The organism is Croceicoccus bisphenolivorans (genome assembly GCF_001634625.1).
Taxonomy (GTDB): domain Bacteria; phylum Pseudomonadota; class Alphaproteobacteria; order Sphingomonadales; family Sphingomonadaceae; genus Croceicoccus; species Croceicoccus bisphenolivorans.
On record NZ_LRSE01000001.1, the window covers coordinates 69404 to 86452 of the forward strand.

16 protein-coding genes and 1 tRNA gene are annotated in these 17049 nt (G+C 62.9%); 15 read left to right on the plus strand and 2 right to left on the minus strand.

Features of this window, described 5'->3' with window-relative positions:
• Positions 1–51 precede the first annotated feature (51 nt).
• Positions 52–1992: an excinuclease ABC subunit UvrC gene (uvrC, locus tag A7A77_RS00360; protein ID WP_066552056.1), complete on the minus strand. Its 1941-nt coding sequence runs from the start codon at positions 1990–1992 to the stop codon at positions 52–54.
• A 126-nt stretch (positions 1993–2118) separates the two neighbouring features.
• Between uvrC and A7A77_RS00365 the strand changes: the two genes are divergently transcribed.
• Positions 2119–2841 (plus strand): hypothetical protein, encoded by a 723-nt coding sequence (locus A7A77_RS00365; RefSeq protein WP_066552058.1) that lies wholly within the window; start codon positions 2119–2121, stop codon positions 2839–2841.
• 8 nt (positions 2842–2849) lie between these two features.
• Here the strand turns inward: A7A77_RS00365 and A7A77_RS00370 are convergent, their stop codons facing one another.
• Positions 2850–5279 carry a TonB-dependent receptor plug domain-containing protein gene (locus tag A7A77_RS00370; protein ID WP_066552060.1) on the minus strand — a complete coding sequence of 810 codons (2430 nt, stop codon included), beginning with the start codon at positions 5277–5279 and terminating at the stop codon, positions 2850–2852.
• Between the two features lie 203 nt (positions 5280–5482).
• Here A7A77_RS00370 and infA point away from each other — a divergent pair, with 203 nt between their 5' ends.
• The 14 genes from infA to A7A77_RS00435 all read left to right on the plus strand — a co-directional run bounded on the left by infA (position 5483) and on the right by A7A77_RS00435 (position 17049).
• Positions 5483–5728, plus strand: a complete 246-nt coding sequence (gene infA, locus A7A77_RS00375; protein WP_047819892.1) for a translation initiation factor IF-1 — start codon at positions 5483–5485, stop codon at positions 5726–5728.
• A gap of 9 nt (positions 5729–5737) precedes the next feature.
• Positions 5738–6313, plus strand: a complete 576-nt coding sequence (locus tag A7A77_RS00380; protein ID WP_066552514.1) for a Maf family protein — start codon at positions 5738–5740, stop codon at positions 6311–6313.
• Positions 6306–7280, plus strand: a complete 975-nt coding sequence (locus A7A77_RS00385; protein ID WP_066552062.1) for an Rne/Rng family ribonuclease — start codon at positions 6306–6308, stop codon at positions 7278–7280. Before A7A77_RS00380 ends, A7A77_RS00385 begins: the two co-directional genes overlap by 8 nt.
• Positions 7277–7450: a DNA gyrase inhibitor YacG gene (gene yacG, locus A7A77_RS17370; protein WP_082835792.1), complete on the plus strand. Its 174-nt coding sequence runs from the start codon at positions 7277–7279 to the stop codon at positions 7448–7450. Before A7A77_RS00385 ends, yacG begins: the two co-directional genes overlap by 4 nt.
• A 103-nt stretch (positions 7451–7553) precedes the next feature.
• Positions 7554–7629 (plus strand) — tRNA-Phe (locus A7A77_RS00390).
• A gap of 273 nt (positions 7630–7902) precedes the next feature.
• The gene (locus tag A7A77_RS00395) at positions 7903–8655 is read left to right on the plus strand and encodes a DUF4198 domain-containing protein (RefSeq protein ID WP_172799805.1); all 753 of its coding nucleotides are present in this window, start codon (positions 7903–7905) and stop codon (positions 8653–8655) included.
• Between the two features lie 40 nt (positions 8656–8695).
• Positions 8696–9082 (plus strand): hypothetical protein, encoded by a 387-nt coding sequence (locus A7A77_RS00400; protein ID WP_066552064.1) that lies wholly within the window; start codon positions 8696–8698, stop codon positions 9080–9082.
• A gap of 55 nt (positions 9083–9137) precedes the next feature.
• Positions 9138–9830 carry a HupE/UreJ family protein gene (locus A7A77_RS00405; RefSeq protein WP_066552067.1) on the plus strand — a complete coding sequence of 231 codons (693 nt, stop codon included), beginning with the start codon at positions 9138–9140 and terminating at the stop codon, positions 9828–9830.
• Position 9831: 1 nt separating this feature from the next.
• A complete protein-coding gene (locus A7A77_RS00410; RefSeq protein WP_066552070.1) occupies positions 9832–10422 on the plus strand; it encodes a hypothetical protein in 591 nt (196 codons plus the stop codon).
• 24 nt (positions 10423–10446) lie between these two features.
• Positions 10447–11661, plus strand: a complete 1215-nt coding sequence (locus tag A7A77_RS00415; RefSeq protein WP_066552073.1) for an acetyltransferase domain-containing protein — start codon at positions 10447–10449, stop codon at positions 11659–11661.
• Positions 11662–11982: 321 nt separating this feature from the next.
• Entirely contained in the window at positions 11983–14175 is a 2193-nt protein-coding gene (locus A7A77_RS00420; protein WP_066552075.1) for a TonB-dependent siderophore receptor, read from the plus strand.
• Positions 14176–14253: 78 nt separating this feature from the next.
• The gene (locus tag A7A77_RS00425) at positions 14254–15282 is read left to right on the plus strand and encodes a PepSY-associated TM helix domain-containing protein (protein WP_066552080.1); all 1029 of its coding nucleotides are present in this window, start codon (positions 14254–14256) and stop codon (positions 15280–15282) included.
• Positions 15279–16208, plus strand: coding sequence for a 2-hydroxyacid dehydrogenase (locus A7A77_RS00430; RefSeq protein ID WP_066552082.1), 930 nt, complete (start codon positions 15279–15281; stop codon positions 16206–16208). The genes A7A77_RS00425 and A7A77_RS00430 overlap by 4 nt, the downstream gene beginning before the upstream one ends.
• A gap of 157 nt (positions 16209–16365) precedes the next feature.
• Positions 16366–17049: a haloacid dehalogenase type II gene (locus A7A77_RS00435; protein WP_066552083.1), complete on the plus strand. Its 684-nt coding sequence runs from the start codon at positions 16366–16368 to the stop codon at positions 17047–17049.

A 17049-nucleotide genomic window follows, 5' to 3' on the forward strand; every position in this document is an offset into this window, starting at 1 on the left:
TCTCCCTTCAGGCCCGTCAGGTAGGAACGATTTCCCTACCGTTCCAGTCATTCAGCCATTGGGATGATAGAAATCGTAGATCTGCCGCGCCACGGCGGCCGACACGCCGGGCACGCGGCGCAAGTCTTCCAGCCCCGCCGCGCGTACTTTTCCTGCGGTGCCGAAATGCAGCAGCAAAGCCCGCTTGCGCGCAGGACCGATGCCGGGAATCTCGTCCAGCGGGCTGGCCTGTATGGCGCGGCTGCGCTTGGCGCGATGGGCGCCGATGGCGAAGCGGTGCACTTCGTCGCGAAGCCGTTGGAGATAGAACAGCACCGGCGAATTGGTGGGCAGCGTCTTTTCGCGCCCGTCGGGAAAGTGGAACACCTCGCGCCCTTCGCGGCCATGGTGCGGCCCCTTGGCGACGCCCACGACATTCACGTCCTCGATCCCGAGTTCCTCCAGCGTGTCCATCACCGCCGACACCTGCCCCTTGCCCCCGTCGACCAGAACGAGATCGGGCCACATGCCGCTCTCCCGGTCCGGGTCTTCCTTCATCGCGCGGGAGAAGCGACGCTCCATCACTTCGCGCATCATGCCGAAATCGTCGTTGGTCTGCGCCTTGCGGATGTTGAACTTGCGGTACTGGTTCTTCAGATACCCCTCCGGCCCGGCCACGATCATCGCGCCGACCGAATTGGTGCCCTGTATGTGCGAGTTGTCGTATACTTCGATCCGCTGCGGAATGTCGGCCAGATCGAGGAATTCGGCAGTCTCGCGCATGGTCGCGGCCTGTGTGCTGGTTTCGGCCAGCCTGCGGTCCAGCGCTTCTACCGCATTGCGGCTGGCCTGTTCGAGCAAGCGGCGACGGTCGCCGCGCTGGGGGACGCTGATCGCGACGGCGCGGCCTGCGCTTTCGCAAAAGGCTTCTTCCAGCAATTCGCGGTCGGGCAATTCTCGGTCGACGAGGATGGTCTTGGCAGGCGGCACTTCCTCGTAGAACTGGGCGAGGAAGGCGGAGAACACGGTCTCTTCCTCCAGCCCCTCTGTATGACGGGGGAAGAAGGCGCGGTGGCCCCAGTTCTGGCCACCGCGAATGAAGAACGCCTGTATGCCGACCTGCCCGCCCTTGGTGGCCATGGCGAAGACATCGGCATCACCCACGCCTGCCGCGTTGATGGCCTGACTGCCCTGAATGAAAGTCGCCGCCCGTAAACGGTCGCGCAGCATGGCCGCGGTTTCGAAATCCAGCGCTTCGGCAGCCGCTGCCATCTGCTTTTCGATCTTGGCCTGAACCGCACTGGACTTGCCGGCGAGGAAATCCTTCGCCTCGCCCACCAGTTCGGCATAGCCCGCCTCGTCGATACGGCCCACGCAGGGGGCCGAGCAGCGCTTGATCTGGTAGAGCAGGCAGGGCCTGTCGCGGCGCGAGAAGAAGCTGTCGGTACAGGACCGCAGCAGGAACAGTTTCTGCAGCGCATTGATCGTGGTGTTGACCGAACCGGCGCTGGCAAACGGGCCGTAGTAATTGCCCTTGGCCCGCCGCGCCCCGCGATGCTTCATGATGCGCGGGTAGGAATGGTCCGAACGCAGCAGGATGAAAGGGAAGCTTTTATCGTCGCGCAAAAGCACGTTGTACGGCGGGCGGTACCGCTTGATCAGCTGCGCCTCCAGCAGCAGCGCTTCCGCCTCGCTGTTCGTCGTCACGATCGTCATCGACCGCGTCTGCGCGACCATGCGTTTCAGGCGCAGCGGCAGGCGTTCGACCTGCGTGTAGTTCGCCACCCGGTTCTTCAGCGCGCGCGCCTTGCCGACATAGAGCACGTCACCGCGCGCATCCTGCATCCGGTAGACGCCGGGTTTCGGCTTCAGCGTGCGCAGCACCTCGCGGATCGCGTTGACGCCTGCCTCTATATCCGGCTGCGACCCGCGCACGGTGTGCGTCGCCTTCTCCTCGAGAAAGCGTTCGCTGCCCGTTGGTGTGGGCGGGGTTCCGGCATCCGTGCGCGACATGGTTGTTCCAGATAGGAATCCGCGCCGGGAAAGGAAACAGCCTCGTTCCTACCAAGGGCCAATTCCAGCCGGACGTGCTGCCATTTATCCCCGAACTTCGAGGAAAAGACGGACGGGGGAAGATACGTGAAGAAATACGCAGCCGGCATGCTGGCCGGCACCCTATGCGCGTTTGCCCTGCCCGCACAGGCCGCGCCCGGTCTTGGACAGGAAATCTACAGCGCGGATGTCGAACAGGGTGAGCTGGAGGGGGAAGCGCGCTGGGGGCGGCTTGCCGGCGGAGAGGATGGCGGGAAGGAAGCGCTGTTTCTCGAAATTGCCTATGGAGTCTCGCAAAGCTTGCGGTTTTCGATCAGCGGCGAATGGGAAAAGGAACCGGGGCAGACCCGCGACGCCGAAGCTGTTGGTTTTGAAGCACTGTATGCCATTAGCGAGGCTGGCGGTTTCGCGTTCGCAGTGCTGGGCGAATACGAAGTGGTGTTTGACGGCACGGACCAGATGGAAGCCATGCTGATCATGCAGCGCGACAGCGGCCCGCTTGATATCCGGTTCAACGTCATCGCGGAAAAGGAACTGGCAGGCGGCGAACCGGTCGAGTTCGAATATGGGGTATCTGCCGACATTGCCGCATTCGGCGAAGTCCGCGTCGGTGCCGAAGCCTTCGGCGAACTGGGAACCACGAAGGATTTCCTCCCCCGCGCCGAACATTTCGCCGGCCCCGCCGCGAAGTTCGGGATCGAAGGTCTCGGCCCCGAACTGGAAGTCGGCGTCGGCTATCTCTTCGCGCTGGGCGAGGCGAAAGACGAGACCGATGGCATGCTGCGCATCGGTCTCGACATGGAGTTCTGAGCCGCCACTCAGAACCGCTTGCGGAAATCGATCTCGAAAAACCGGCCCTTGGGATCGACGAAATCAGGCTGATAGCTGATCGGCACGACGCCGAATTCGTCAGTCACCCGTTGCTGGGCATTGAAAATGTTGTCGACCCTGAGCGAAACGCGGCTGCCCTTCAGGAAGGCGACATCCTGGAACTGCCGTTCAAGATCGACGAAGATGCGCGCATCGAACGTGGCGTACGGATGGTAATCGAGGCTGGTCGATCCGCTGGTGCCACTGCCCTTGATTTCGCTGGCACCATAGTAATTGCCGGAAAGCCGCAGGCCGACGCCGTTATAGAACAGCCCGCCCTGCATCTCCAGTTCGTGGCGCGGCTTGGCACTGCTGGTCAGCGCATCGCCGTCCAACAGGTCGAGCAGCGGTCCGTCCTCACCGATGAGCACTTCGTCCTGCAGCCGGATGGTATGGTATAGCGCGAAATTCCAGCGCCCGCCGCTGCGATCGCCCGGCGGTCCGAAGCCGGGCCCGCGACGCTCTCCGCGACCGCCCGCTTCATCCTCCTTGCCCGCGATCCTGTCCGAAACATCGATGCCATAACGGATGCGGCGGCTCTGTTCGCTTGCGAAAGTCACCGGCGTCTGGTCGATCGACACGAGGTTGCCTTCGCCATCGCGGACGACGCGATCGGGAAATACCGCCTCGATCGCCTGCGTCAGGACCGGGAACGAAGACGATACGTTGCTCGAATTCTCGTCATAGTATTCGGCGATGAACCGCGAACGGTCCAAGACCGGCAAGTCCCAGTTGAGTGAGAATTTCCAGTCCTTCTGCGTTTCGGCGACAAGGTTCGGGTTGCCGCCCGAAAGCAGGTCGACAATAACGGTCTGGCCGGTCGTGAAGTCGTACACGGTCGCGCCCGTCGTCACGATCTGCGGCGCGCCAAGCTGCGACAGCGTTGGCGCCGCTTCGCGGTATAGGTAGCTTGCGCTGAGGTCGAGGTTGCGCGTCACACCCCATGTCAGTCCCGCGCTGCCATCGAACAGGGTTCCGAAGTCGGAAAGATGGTTCACCCCGCCCGAAAGGTCGAGCGAAAGGTCCCCGATCGCATCCCATGCGCCGGTCCGGCGGCTGGCGATCGGCACGCCAAGTGAGAATCCGCCATTGAGGTCGCCGCGCGTCAGGTCCGTCGTGATGTCGGAATTGCGGGTATCGGCACTCTGAATATTGTTCCAGTTGTATCCGGTCTTGAGCACCAGCGCGAGTTCGCCCGCTGGCAATTGCGCCGGGCGGCCAGTCATGGTCACCAGCGAAGTCGCCGTTTCCGTGTTCGAAGTCGCCCGATAGGTGTCGCGCGATCCGACAAGGCCGCTGCCGAGGAGGGTTTGCGTGTCGGCATCGTATGCGATGGTTCCGTTCTGCACCGCTTCGCGAAGCGCCGACGTATCCGCGCTCGCGTCCGTCAGCGTGCGGGTTTCGTCATGCGCCCAATTGGCGGTCGCGTTCAATTGCCAGTCGCCGACCTGGCGGCTGTAGCCCGCACCCAGTTCGAACCCTTCGCTCTTGCTTTCGCGGATACGCGGGCCGAACCCCGATTGCGGATCGTAGAGCGTGCGATAGGCACTGTTGCCTTCGCCATCGGTCAGCGTCACGGCGTCCAGGCCGCGCCATGAAAGACTGTCCGAACGCGTGGCCGTGGCACTCAGGCTCAGATCTCCACCAAGGCCCTCTTCACCCAGCGCGCGCGACCAGTTGGCATTAAGCTGGAGATCGCGCGTATCGGCGACCAGCGAACGATAGGCCGACGGATCGGCATCACCAACAAGCTGTGACGATTCGATCGAGGACACCCCGCGCTCCGCCTCTGTCAGCATCGAGCTGTCTTCGGCCTCGAACGCGAGGTTCAGCCGGTTCGCACCATTGATGCGCAGTACCGAGCCTTCGATCTCGTTCGTCGCGTATCCGCCGCCGGACGGCAGGCCATATTCGATGTCGCCGGTGATGGACGAGAAGTTGTCCTGCAGGATGAAGTTCACGACGCGCTGGTCTGGCTGGAAACCGAAGCGCAGGGCAACTTCCTCGGGCAGGACCTCGATCTGGCGGATGGCTTCGGGGGGATAGTTGCGCATTTCGCGAAACCCGTTGATGCGCCGGCCGTTAACAAGGAACGCGGGGCTGCCGCCGCCCCTGCCCCGCGCCGATCCGGTCTGGGGTGCGATCTGTTCGATCAGATCGGACAGCGAACTTGCGCCGTAAGACGCAATTTCCTCTTCATCCAGCACCGCGACCGGCGCCTGCGGCACATCGACCGACCCGCGGATACGGGAAGCGGAGACGACGATTTCATTGTCTTCCGGCTCGACGACCAGTTCGTCCTGCGCGATGGCGGGTGCAGCCACGGCAATGGCGAGGGCGGTGGCGACCCCGGACAGTAGGAAGGATGCTGTTTTCATTGGCAAATAGCTGGAGATTTGCCACTCTCCAAACAAGTCGCCTCGCGTATCAGATTGTCGCAGTTCACGAATCGCGTGGCGCGCGAAGAGCGAATATTGCGGTTGGGCTTTCCATTTCCCGCCCGTACGGCTAAAGGCCCGCGCACGATTTTATTCCTGAACAGCGACGACATACGGAAAGGAAGGGCGCGCAAAGCCCGACTATGGCGAAAGAAGAACTTCTCGAAATGCGCGGTCACGTGGTCGAACTGCTGCCCAATGCGATGTTCCGGGTGCGGCTTGAAAACGATCACGAGATCCTGGGTCACACCGCCGGCAAGATGCGCAAGAACCGCATCCGCGTGCTGGTCGGTGACGAGGTTCTTGTCGAGCTTACCCCGTATGACCTGACCAAGGGTCGCATCACCTACCGCTTCATGCCCGGACGGGGCGGCCCCGGCCCCCAGTAAGGGTTGCCGGTGGCGTCCTTGCGCCTGATCCTGGCGTCCGCCAGCCCGCGCCGCCGCGAACTGATCGCGCGGCTGGGTCTGGAACCGGACGGCATCGAACCTGCCGATATCGACGAAACCCCGCTGAAGGGCGAATTGCCCCGCGCCTATGCCATCCGCATGGCGCGAGAGAAAGCGTGTGCCGCCGCCAGACCGGACGCGCACGTGCTGGCGGGCGACACGGTCGTCGCCGTGGGGCGCCGCATCCTGCCCAAGGCGGAGGACGAGCCTACGGCCCGCCAGTGCCTGCAATTGATGAGCGGGCGTCGGCACCGCGTACTGTCTGCCATCGCCTTGCGCGCACCGGACGGCACGGTGCGTGAGCGGCTGTCCGAAACGTCGGTGCGCTTCAAGAACCTGCATCCGGACGAGATCAATGCCTATGTCGCCGGCGGCGAATGGCACGGCAAGGCGGGCGGCTATGCCATTCAGGGTTCGGCCGAGGGGCTGATCGCATGGATTGAGGGCAGCCATTCCGGCGTCGTCGGCCTCCCCCTGTTCGAGACGCGCGCCCTGCTACGCGCTGCGGGATTTCCGATTGGCTGACTGGCTTGTCGAGGACGGGATCGGCGAGGAGCGCGCGATCCGGATCGAGGGCGACCGCATCGTCGCGGCAAAGGTGACATGGCCGGGCGAACTGGCCGCAGGGGCTGTGGTGACGGCAAAGCTCGTGTCGCGCACCACAGGGGCCAGACGCGGCACCGCAAGGCTGGATGACGGCACGGACGTGCTGGTCGACAAGCTGCCCCGCGACGCTGCCGAAGGCGGGCCGATTACACTTGAAGTGGTGCGCGCGGCCATCGGTGAGGCAGGACGCCGCAAACTTGCGCAGGCCCGCCCCAGCACCAAAACGCCCTGCCCCGCGCCAACGCTGGCCGAGAGGCTGCGTGATGCTGGCGAAACCGCAAGGACGGTGCGCCGCTTTCCGGGCACCGACTGGGAAGAGCTTTGGGCAGAGGCTGCCGACGGCCGCATCGCTTTTGCCGGCGGCGCAATCGTCCTGTCCCCCACGCCTGCGATGACACTGATCGACATCGACGGCACCCTGCCGCCCCGCGCGCTTGCGTTGGCGGCCGTGCCGGTGATCGCCGATGCGATCGCGCGGTTCGATATCGGCGGATCGGTCGGCATTGATTTTCCCACCTTGTCGGAAAAGGCGGATCGCCGCGCGGTGGACGAGGCACTGGAACAGGCGCTCTCGTTCCTGTCACATGAACGGACGGCGATGAACGGATTCGGATTCGTGCAGGTCGTCTCGCGCCTGAGCGGACCGTCATTATTGCAACGCATCGGTGCCGACCGGTCCGGTGCCGCGGCTCGCCTGCTGCTCCGCAGGGCGGAATCGATAACCGATCCCGGCGTGCTGCTGCTCACGTGCCATCCTTCGGTGGAAAAGGCGCTTCGTCCGCAATGGCTGGAAGACCTTTCGCGCCGCACCGGGCGTCAGTTGCGCATCGTGACCGACCCGACCCTTGCGCCCGAAGCCGGTTTCGCGCAGGCGGCTTTGTCATGAGCGCAAACCGGAAATGTCCCATCTGCCGCAAACCAAGAGCGGCCGAACACTCCCCGTTCTGTTCGTCGCGCTGCCGCGACCGCGATCTCGTGAAATGGCTGGACGACGGCTATGCCATTCCGGGCGAGCGGGCGAATTTGCCTTCGCCAAAGGAAGAGGACGAACTTTAGATAAATAGGGTCTTGTCAGGCGGCAAAGCTTTGGCCATAGGCGGCGCTCCCGTCGCCGGGCGCTTCACCGCCCCTTCCGCGACGCGGCTTGCCGCAAGGCGATGCCCGGGTAGCTCAGTTGGTAGAGCATGCGACTGAAAATCGCAGTGTCGGTGGTTCGAATCCGCCCCCGGGCACCATTATTGGCCCATCCCCGAAAATAAACACGGCATCGGATAGCGTAGCGGGTACGCCACCCGACTCGCGCCGTGACGCACGCGCCTATCCGACCCAAATGCCGCGATTTCGTCTGCATGGCGGGCATCGGGGCGATCCCCCGCACATGGGCGAATATGTCGGATTGAAGACACTGCCAGCATGAAAACCGCATTTGGCCACGTAGAATCGGCAACAATGGCCGGAACGATGGCGCACAGTCCGTAACAGCGAAACATTCGTAACGGAGCGAGTCCATGCACCTGAAGTCGAAGCGCCTTTCCACCGCCCTGTGCAGCATCGCTGCCCTTGCCGCATTGGCAGGCACCGTCCCTGCCCAGGCACACAGCATCTGGTTTGCCCAGCGGGCCAAGCAGATGGCGCTGATTTACGGTGTGGGTGCGGACGATCTCGATGCGGTGGGCCGCCTCGACAAGATCACGTCGGTCGAAGGCTTTGATTCCGAAGGGAACCCGGTCGAAACCAGCCTGCGCGTTGCGGGCGCCATTCCGGTGGTCGACAGTGATGAGCCAGTTTCCGTCATCGCCGCCGCAATGGATTACGGCATGTGGACCAAGGACGCGACCGGCAAGTGGCACAATACTGGCAAGGATGAAGTGTCGGGCGAGATCGAAGTTTCCGAGCACAACTTCAAGTATGCCGTGCACCTCTATCAACTCGACGCGAAAGTGCCGGTGATCCCCAGCCAGACACTACAGATCATGCCGGTGGGTCCGGTCCCCGAAGCCATGGGCGCGCCGCTGATGGTGAAGGCCCTTTACAAAGGCAAACCGGTCGAAGGCGTCCAGATCGTAAGCGAATACGTGACCGATCCCGACCAAGTGCCCGCCGTGACCGGCGCCGACGGCACGACCACGATCCGCCTGCGCAACCAGGGTCTCAACGTCGTGGTCGGCATCCTGATCACCGGCAGCGACAATCCGAAAAAGTACGACAGGATGGAAGAGCGCGCGACGCTTTCGTTCACGCTGCCGCATCTTCCCGAGTGATAAAGACTGAATGATCGCAGACATTTCAGGAGATAAACCAATGAAAAAAGCCATCTTCACAATCGCAATCGCCGCCTCGCTCGTCGCAGGGCTGACAGCCCCCGCGTTCGCCCACGGCAGCATGAAACCCTCGCACGGCGGCGTCGTGCAGGAATCGGGCGAAGTGCTGTTCGAACTGGTGAAGGGCGCGAAGGGCGTCGACGTCTACATCACCGAGGAAGACGAACCTCTGGCCGCCAGCAAGTACGATGCCAAGCTGATCGTGACTACGCCTGCGGGCCAGAAGACGACGACCGTGATGAAGGCAGCCGCCGGCAACCGCTTCACCGCAGCCGGTCTTAAGCCTGCTTCGGGTTCGAAGGTTGTCGTATCGCTTGTCGCAAAGGGACAGGCGGCGAAGACTTTCGCCACCTTCCAGGTCAAGTGAGGACCGCAGGGTGAATTTCTCTCCACCCACCCTCCTCGCGCGCTGCGGCGGCGGCATGGCTCGCAGCCTTGCCACCGCCGCAGCAACGCTTGCCTGCTTCGCCATCGCCGGGATCGCCCGCGCGCATGGCGTGGCGGAAAGCGACCAGGCCTTCATCGAAGGCGCCAAGGGGATCAACATATTCCCCTACATGTACCTGGGCGCCAAACACATGGTGACCGGATACGATCACCTGCTGTTCCTCGCCGGTGTCGTCTTCTTCCTCTACCGGATGAAGGACGTCGGCATCTACGTCACGCTGTTCGCCATCGGGCACAGCACGACATTGCTGGTCGGCACGATCTTCGATATCCGCGCCAACCCGTACATCGTCGATGCGATCATCGGGCTTTCGGTGGCCTACAAGGCGTTCGACAACCTGGACGGGTTTACCACCGTGTTCGGCTGGCGTCCGAACCCCAAGGCGGCGGTGCTGGTCTTTGGCCTGTTCCACGGTTTCGGCCTTGCCACCAAGCTGCAGGACCTGACCTTGTCTCAGGACGGACTGATCCCCAACCTCCTCGCCTTCAACATCGGGGTGGAGATGGGCCAGTTCATGGCCCTCGGCATCATCCTCATCGCCATGAACCTGTGGCGCTTTTCGCCTTCGTTCCAGCGCAGTGCCATCGCCGCCAACGCAGCGTTGATGTGCGCCGGTTTCATCCTGGTCGGCTACCAGCTGACAGGCTATTTCACCCAAGGGGCCTGACATGAATGCATCCACCGTTCCGCCAACCGCGCACGCATCTCCTGCTGCCCTTGCCAAGGCCTCGCTCGGCGCACTGGCCGTGGCGAGTGCCGTGGTGGTGCTCTTCGTCCTTCCCGCCGAGGCCGGCATCGACCCGACCGGCGTCGGCAGTGCCATCGGCATTGCCGGCATGGGCACGGCCGAAGCGGCCGAAATGGAGACGCCTGCCGCCGCCCCCGCCGCCCCCGGCATCGCGGCACCCACCCGCGCCACGATGGAAAACACCACGCCCTTCCGTCAGGACGAGCAGGTCATCGAACTCGCCCCGCACAGCGGGATCGAGGTCAAGGCCCACATGATGAAGGGCGACGGCTACACCTTCGACTGGCAATCGACCGGCCCGGTGAAGGTGGACATGCACGGCGAACCGCCAAACGCGGCGGAAGACGAATTCACCAGCTACTGGATCGAGAAGGAAGCCACGTCGCAGACCGGCACCTTCGTCGCCCCGATAGAGGGCAGCCACGGCTGGTACTGGCGCAACAAGGGCGACACCCCGGTGACGATCACGCTGAAGGTGTCGGGCTTCTACAAGGATCTCTACCGCCCGTAACGGCGGAGAGGGAGGAGAGCAGACATGACCACCATCACGCACCCCATGGGCGCGGAAACGCTACCGCCGCCGCCATCAACGCTTCCCGCGGCAAAAGCGCGCACGCGCCTTATCGCGATCGACGCCCTGCGCGGGCTGGTCATGCTGTTCATGCTGGTCGACCACGTTCGCGAAACGTGGTTCCTGCACCTGCAGGTTACCGACCCGGTGGACGCTGCCACAACCGATCCGGGCCTGTTCTTCACCCGGCTCCTCTCCACGTTCTGCGCACCGACTTTCGTTGCTCTGACGGGCTTGTCCGCCTACCTTTACGGACAGTCGCATACGAAGCAGGAAGTCACGAAATTCCTGTTCACGCGCGGCCTGTTCCTGCTGTTCCTTGAAGTCACGGTGGTCGGCTATGCCTGGCCGACACAGCCGCTCGGCTTCCCGCCGCCGAACTTCTGGCTTCAGGTCATCTGGGCCATCGGCGTCAGCATGATCGCGCTGTCCGCGCTGATCCACCTGCCCCGCATGGCGCAGATCGTGGTCGGCCTTGCCATCGTGTGCCTGCACAACCTGCTCGATCCGATCAGCTTCTCGCCCGATTCCCCGTTCTTCATCCCCTGGGCCATGCTGCACCAGCGCGAGATGTTCGAGATCGGTGGCGGCCTGATGGCGAAGACGACTTATCCGGTCCTGCCGTGGATCGGTGTGATCCTGCTCGGCTATGCCTCTGGCCCGTGGTTCGGCCGCGATGCAGCTCCGGTCGACCGTATTCGCCGTCTTGTCCGCCTTGGTCTTGCGCTGGTGATCGGCTTCGTCGTGATCCGCTTCCTCAATTTCTACGGCGACAAGCCATGGTTCGTGGGCGAAGACAGCCTGCGCACGACGATGAGCTTTCTTGCGCTCACCAAGTATCCGCCCTCGCTGCTGTTCCTGATGCCCACCGTCGGCGTCGGCTGCCTGCTGCTTGCCCTGTTCGAGAAGTATCAGGACAACGCGATCCTACCGCACCTCGCCTATTTCGGCGGCGCGCCGATGTTCTTCTACGTCGTCCATCTCTACGCGCTGAAGGTGATCTACAATGTCGCGCTGGCGATGTACGGCCCGACCAAGGGCACCGTGTTCGGCGTCGACAACCTGTCGACCGTCTGGCTCTGGGTGCTAATCCTGATCCCGGTGCTCTATTTCCCGACCCGCTGGTTCGCAGGGTTGAAGCAGCGGCGCAAGGATATCTGGTGGCTCAAGTATCTCTGAGTACTGCCGACCATAAGGCCCATCGGGCCACAGCCGAAACAATCTACGGCCGGATCCCCAGGATCCGGCCGTTTTGTTGCGCGGGGGAATGTTTCGGTCCGCAGCATTTTGCGCGGGGAATGTCTCCAATTCGTCATTTTCGGCTGTCCGCACCCCCTGTTTCAATCGATCATTCGTAAGAGGTATCCATAGTCTGCAGCATAGAAAGAGAGGGATAGCTGGACCAAAGGGACGGGAAACGAGGGATCCCCGAAAGTCCGGCCAAGTAACCCGTAAAAGATCGCAGGACCTGGTTTCATTTTCCATTTGAGGGGTCAGACAATGACGACTTGGAAGTCCGCACTTATCACCGCATTCGTCACCGGCACGGCGACGATCGCATTCCCAGCCACCGCTTCGGCACAGGATGCCGAAATGACCGCAGACGACGGCGCAATCGTCGTCACGGGACTGCGTCAGCAATATCGCGGCGACGTACCGCTCGCCGAACTGCCGCAGACGGTTCAGACGCTGGATGGCGAGGTCCTGAAGGAACTCAACATCACCGGTCTTGCCGAAGGTCTCGACCTTGCCAGCGGCATTTCACGCCAGAACAGCTTCGGCGGCCTGTGGGATTCGTTCGCCATTCGCGGTTTCGCGGGTGACGAGAACTTCCCGTCGGGCTTCCTTGTCAACGGGTTCAACGGCGGTCGCGGCTACGGCGGCCCGCGCGATGCATCGAACATCGAGAGCATCGAGATCCTGAAAGGCCCGAACGGCGCGGTCTTCGGCCGCGGTGAACCGGGCGGTACGGTGAACATCATCACCAAGAAGGCCGATCTTAGCGACACCTTCGGCAGCTTCGCGATTTCGGCGGGCAGCTTCAACACCTACCGCGTCGAAGGCGACTACAACCTCGTGCTGAGCGACACTCTGGCCATTCGCGTCAACGGTGCGGCACAGGATGCCGGTTCGTTCCGCGACACTGTGAATTCGGACAAGAAGGTCGCTTCGCCGTCGATCCTGTGGGCGCCGACCAGTTCGACGAAAATCAGTTACGAGATGGAGTATGTCGACAACAACGTGCCGTTCGAACGCGGTGTAGTTTCGGTCGACGGCGTACTGGGCGTTATCCCCAACTCGCGCTTCCTTGGTGAACCGGGCGACGGCCCAACCGAAGTCGACGTGCTTGGCCACCAGCTCCAGTTCCAGCAGCAGCTGTCGCGTGACTGGTTCTTCCTGATCGGCGCGGGTTATCGCGACACCAGCTTCGAAGGTTATTCCTCCGACGCGGAACTGGCCGGAAACCGCCAGATCATCGACAACGACGGCGAGAATCTCGCCCGCCAGCGTCGTTATCGCGATTACGACACAACCAACAAGACGATCCGCGGCGAAATCTCGGGCAAGCTCTATACCGGCCCGCTGACCCACCACGTACTTGTCGGCGCGGACTACGACGAGTTCAAGCTGGACCTGTTCCAGACGCGCATCCGCCCTGCCATTTATGTCGCCGGATCGCCGATCACATCCGCGAACAATGCGATCAACATTTTCGATCCGGTGTACGGCCAGCTTCCCAATCCGATCCCGCCGGCACCGGGCACCCAATACGTTCAGGTTTCCGACGAGAAGCAGAAGTCCTGGGGCATCTACTTCCAGGACCAGATCGACATCACCGAACGGCTCAAGCTGCGCCTCGGCGGCCGCTTCGATCATTTCAACCAGCTGTTCATCGATCACCGCCCCGAATTGGCTACAGAGCCGGGGCCGGCTGTCGTCACTCGCAATATCAGGGAACGCTTCAGCCCGACGGTCGGCGGGCTCTACGAGCTGACCGACACGCTCAGCTTCTATGCCGCCTATGGCGAAGGCTTCCGCCCGAACAGCGGCGTCGACCCCGACGGCGACACGTTCACGCCCGAAACCAGCACGTCCTATGAGGCAGGTCTTCGCTTCGCATCCAGCGACGAGGCTATCAACGCCACCCTCGCCGTCTATTCGATGAAGAAGTCGAACATCCTGACTGCGGACCCCGGTGGTTCCGGCCAGTCGATCGCTGCCGGTTCGGCCAAGAGCAAGGGGCTTGAGGCGGACATCACTGCACGGCTGCCGGGCGACTTCTCGATCACTGCGAACTACGCCTACACCGATGCCGAATGGGATTCAGCCAGCAAGGACAAGGACTTCGAGCTCGCGATCAATCCCGGCGATCCGCTGATCAACATCCCCAAACACATGGCAAACCTGCTGATCACCAAAGCCTTCGACCTTGGCACGGCCGGCAAGGCATCGATCGGCGGCGGCGTGAACTATGTCAGCAAGCGTCTGGGCGAAACGGGCGTCGATTTCTATCTGCCCGGCTACACTCTGGTTCGTGCAATGGCCTCCTACGAGCCGTCGGAAAGCGTTCGCCTGAGTGTCAACGTCACCAATTTGCTGGATGAAACATACTACCCGGCATCCTACCACCGCTGGTGGGTGATGCCCGGCGCACCGCGCGCAGTTACCGGTCGGATCGATTTCTTCTTCTGATCCATCCCCAAGCAAGCCGCCGGTCCGGTTCCAAATCGGATCGGCGGCTTCGCCTTTTCCCGATATGGTCGCGCCCTCATGAAACCGCGCACCCTACTTGCAATTCACCGCTGGATCGCACTGGCTTTCGCGCCGTTCCTGATTTTGCAGGCGGTGACGGGTGCTGCCCTGCTCTACCGCAATAACCTGTCCGCGCTGATCGAACCGTCCCGCACCTCGGCGGCAGGAGAGATGGCTCCGCTATCGCAGATGATAGCCAGCGCCGAAAGCGCGCAACCGGACAAGCGCCTGACACGTATCTTCCTTCCCGTCACGCCGAACGGCACTGCCTTCGCGCAACTGGAAGGCACCAGCGGCTCCCTCGGCCATGCCTTGCTCGATCCCGGTAACGGCGAAGTGCTTGAGCAAGGAACGCTCTGGCATTTCCCGCTCGAAGCCGCGCTCCAGCTCCATTTCCGGCTGAACAACGGCAATTGGGGCCTTGCCGTCGTGTGCCTCTACGGTCTCGCACTGGTGGTGATTGCCCTCACCGGACTGTGGCACTGGTGGCCGGGTCACCATCGGGTGATGCAGGCCCTGCGCATCCCGGCACGCACGCCAAAGCGCCTGAAACTGCGCGCATGGCATCGCAGTAGCGGCGCGCTGCTTGCCCTTGCCCTGTTCGTCACCAGCCTGACCGGCGTGCTGACCGGCGTTCCCAGTCTCGATTTCGGCAGCACGCACTCCGCCCCGCAGCCCGCATTCGTCCCTGCACACATCGATCGCGCATTTGCAGCGGCGCAGGGCCGGTTTCCCGATGCGCGCCCGCGCGATGTGCGTTTCCGGCCCGACGGTTCGCTGGCCGTCAACTTCTTCGCCCCGCGCGGCGGCGAATGGGCAGTCGATACCGTTGTCGCAAGCACCGCCGATGGCAGCGTGGTTTCGGCAACGCCATACGAAGCGAACGACGCACTCTGGACTTACACCCTGCCCGTCCACACCGGCACGATTGCCGGATCGGGCGGTCGCTGGCTGATGCTCGCGGTGGCAGCGGGGCTCCTGTTCCTTGCCATCAGCGGCCCGCTGGCGTGGTGGCGTTCGCGCAAGAAAGGAAAACCTGCAAGATGACGGCCATACTCCATACCGGCGATGCGGAGCGCGGCGCCCTGTGGCAGGAAATCGTGGCGCGCGAGATGCCCGGCACCGACTTCCGCTGCTGGCCCGATGTCGGCGATCCTGCGGATATCCGCTATCTCATCGCATGGACGCTGACGCCCGAACTCGTCGCCAGCCTGCCCAACCTCGAAATCCTGTTCAGCATCGGCGCGGGTGTGGATCAACTCGATCTGTCGCTGCTGCCGCCGCATGTGCGGGTGGTGCGCATGATCGAAAGCGGCATTACCAACACCATGGCCGAATTCGTGGCCATGGCCGCGCTTTCGCTGCACCGCGACCTGCCGTTCTATATCGCAAGCCAGCGCGCGGGCCGATGGGATCCGCAGGATGTCCTGCTCTGCAGCGAACGCACGGTCGGAGTCATGGGGCTTGGCGAACTGGGCCGCGCCTCCATCGCGCGTCTTTCCCCGCTGGGCTTTCGCGTGCTGGGGTGGAGCCGCAGCCGCGTCGAAGTGCCCGGCGCGACATGCTTTGCGGGGCAGGACGAGTTCGATGCTTTTCTCGGCCAGGTCGATATCCTTGTCTGCCTGCTGCCGCTTACCGACGACACGCGCGGCATTCTGTGCCGCGACCTTTTCGCAAAAATGCCGCGCGGCGCCTCGCTGATCAACGTGGCGCGCGGCGGGCATCTGGTACAGGACGATCTCCTCACCGCGCTGGACAGCGGGCAACTGCTCTATGCCTTCGTCGACGTAACCGATCCGGAACCGCTTCCCGACGCGCATCCATTCTACGGACATCCGGCGATTTTCCTTACGCCCCATATTGCCGGCGTGACCCGTAAGGAGACCGCGGTCCACTCGCTGATCGCCAATCTGCGCCGCGAACTGGCGGGCGAGCCGCTTGCCGGCGAAATCGATCGCGGCAGGGGATACTAGGGCCGCGGCATGCTATGCCGTTTCGCAGCGGGAATCGCAGCACAAGGTCACGCCTTGGCGCAGCAATCGGGAACATGTTGCGCGCCGGACATGGCCATATCGCAATTGACGAAGCCCACGGATCAAGCCGTGCGCAACAGGGAAAAGTGACGGGACCATGACCAGCCCCAATACCGCCGTTTTCATCCCGAAGTTCATCAGCTTCGACTGCTATGGCACTCTCACCCGTTTCCGGATGACCGAGATGGCCACGAACTTCTACGCCGACCGTCTTCCGGCCGAAGCGCTGCCCAAGTTCTGCAAGGACTGGAGCGCCTATCGCCTCGACGAAGTGCTCGGCCCGTGGCAGCCCTATCGCGAGCTTATCCGCAAATCGCTGGAGCGTGCTTCGAAGAAGTGGGGCGTGGAATTCCGCGTCGAGGATGCGGACGCGGTCTATGAAGCCGTCCCCACCTGGGGTCCGCACGCCGACGTGCCGGGCGGCCTTTCGAAGATCTGCGACAAGATCCCGCTGGTGATCCTGTCCAACGCCATGAACGAACAGATCATGTCGAACGTCGAGAAGCTGGGCGCGACATTCCACAAGGTCTGCACCGCCGAAAGCGCACAGGCCTACAAGCCGCGCATGCAGGCGTTCGAATACATGTTCGACCAGATCGGCTGGGGTCCGGAAGAAGGCATGCACGTCTCTTCCAGCTTCCGTTATGACCAGAACACCGCCACCGATCTCGGCTTCGGTTGCCGCGTTTTCGTCGGGCGCGGGCACGAACCGTCGAACGCGAACTATCGCGATGTCGAGATTCCGCACATCGGTTGCCTCCCCGCCGTCGTCGGTCTCTGA

Excerpts from the sequence above, each read along its gene's own strand:
- uvrC (WP_066552056.1), bottom strand. The coding sequence starts at position 1,992 with ATGTCGCGCACGGATGCCGGAACCCCGCCCACACCAACGGGCAGCGAA.
- A7A77_RS00370 (WP_066552060.1), bottom strand. The coding sequence starts at position 5,279 with ATGAAAACAGCATCCTTCCTACTGTCCGGGGTCGCCACCGCCCTCGCC.
- infA (WP_047819892.1), top strand. The coding sequence starts at position 5,483 with ATGGCGAAAGAAGAACTTCTCGAAATGCGCGGTCACGTGGTCGAACTG.
- yacG (WP_082835792.1), top strand. The coding sequence starts at position 7,277 with ATGAGCGCAAACCGGAAATGTCCCATCTGCCGCAAACCAAGAGCGGCC.
- A7A77_RS00395 (WP_172799805.1), top strand. The coding sequence starts at position 7,903 with ATGCACCTGAAGTCGAAGCGCCTTTCCACCGCCCTGTGCAGCATCGCT.
- A7A77_RS00400 (WP_066552064.1), top strand. The coding sequence starts at position 8,696 with ATGAAAAAAGCCATCTTCACAATCGCAATCGCCGCCTCGCTCGTCGCA.
- A7A77_RS00405 (WP_066552067.1), top strand. The coding sequence starts at position 9,138 with ATGGCTCGCAGCCTTGCCACCGCCGCAGCAACGCTTGCCTGCTTCGCC.
- A7A77_RS00410 (WP_066552070.1), top strand. The coding sequence starts at position 9,832 with ATGAATGCATCCACCGTTCCGCCAACCGCGCACGCATCTCCTGCTGCC.
- A7A77_RS00415 (WP_066552073.1), top strand. The coding sequence starts at position 10,447 with ATGACCACCATCACGCACCCCATGGGCGCGGAAACGCTACCGCCGCCG.
- A7A77_RS00420 (WP_066552075.1), top strand. The coding sequence starts at position 11,983 with ATGACGACTTGGAAGTCCGCACTTATCACCGCATTCGTCACCGGCACG.
- A7A77_RS00425 (WP_066552080.1), top strand. The coding sequence starts at position 14,254 with ATGAAACCGCGCACCCTACTTGCAATTCACCGCTGGATCGCACTGGCT.
- A7A77_RS00430 (WP_066552082.1), top strand. The coding sequence starts at position 15,279 with ATGACGGCCATACTCCATACCGGCGATGCGGAGCGCGGCGCCCTGTGG.
- A7A77_RS00435 (WP_066552083.1), top strand. The coding sequence starts at position 16,366 with ATGACCAGCCCCAATACCGCCGTTTTCATCCCGAAGTTCATCAGCTTC.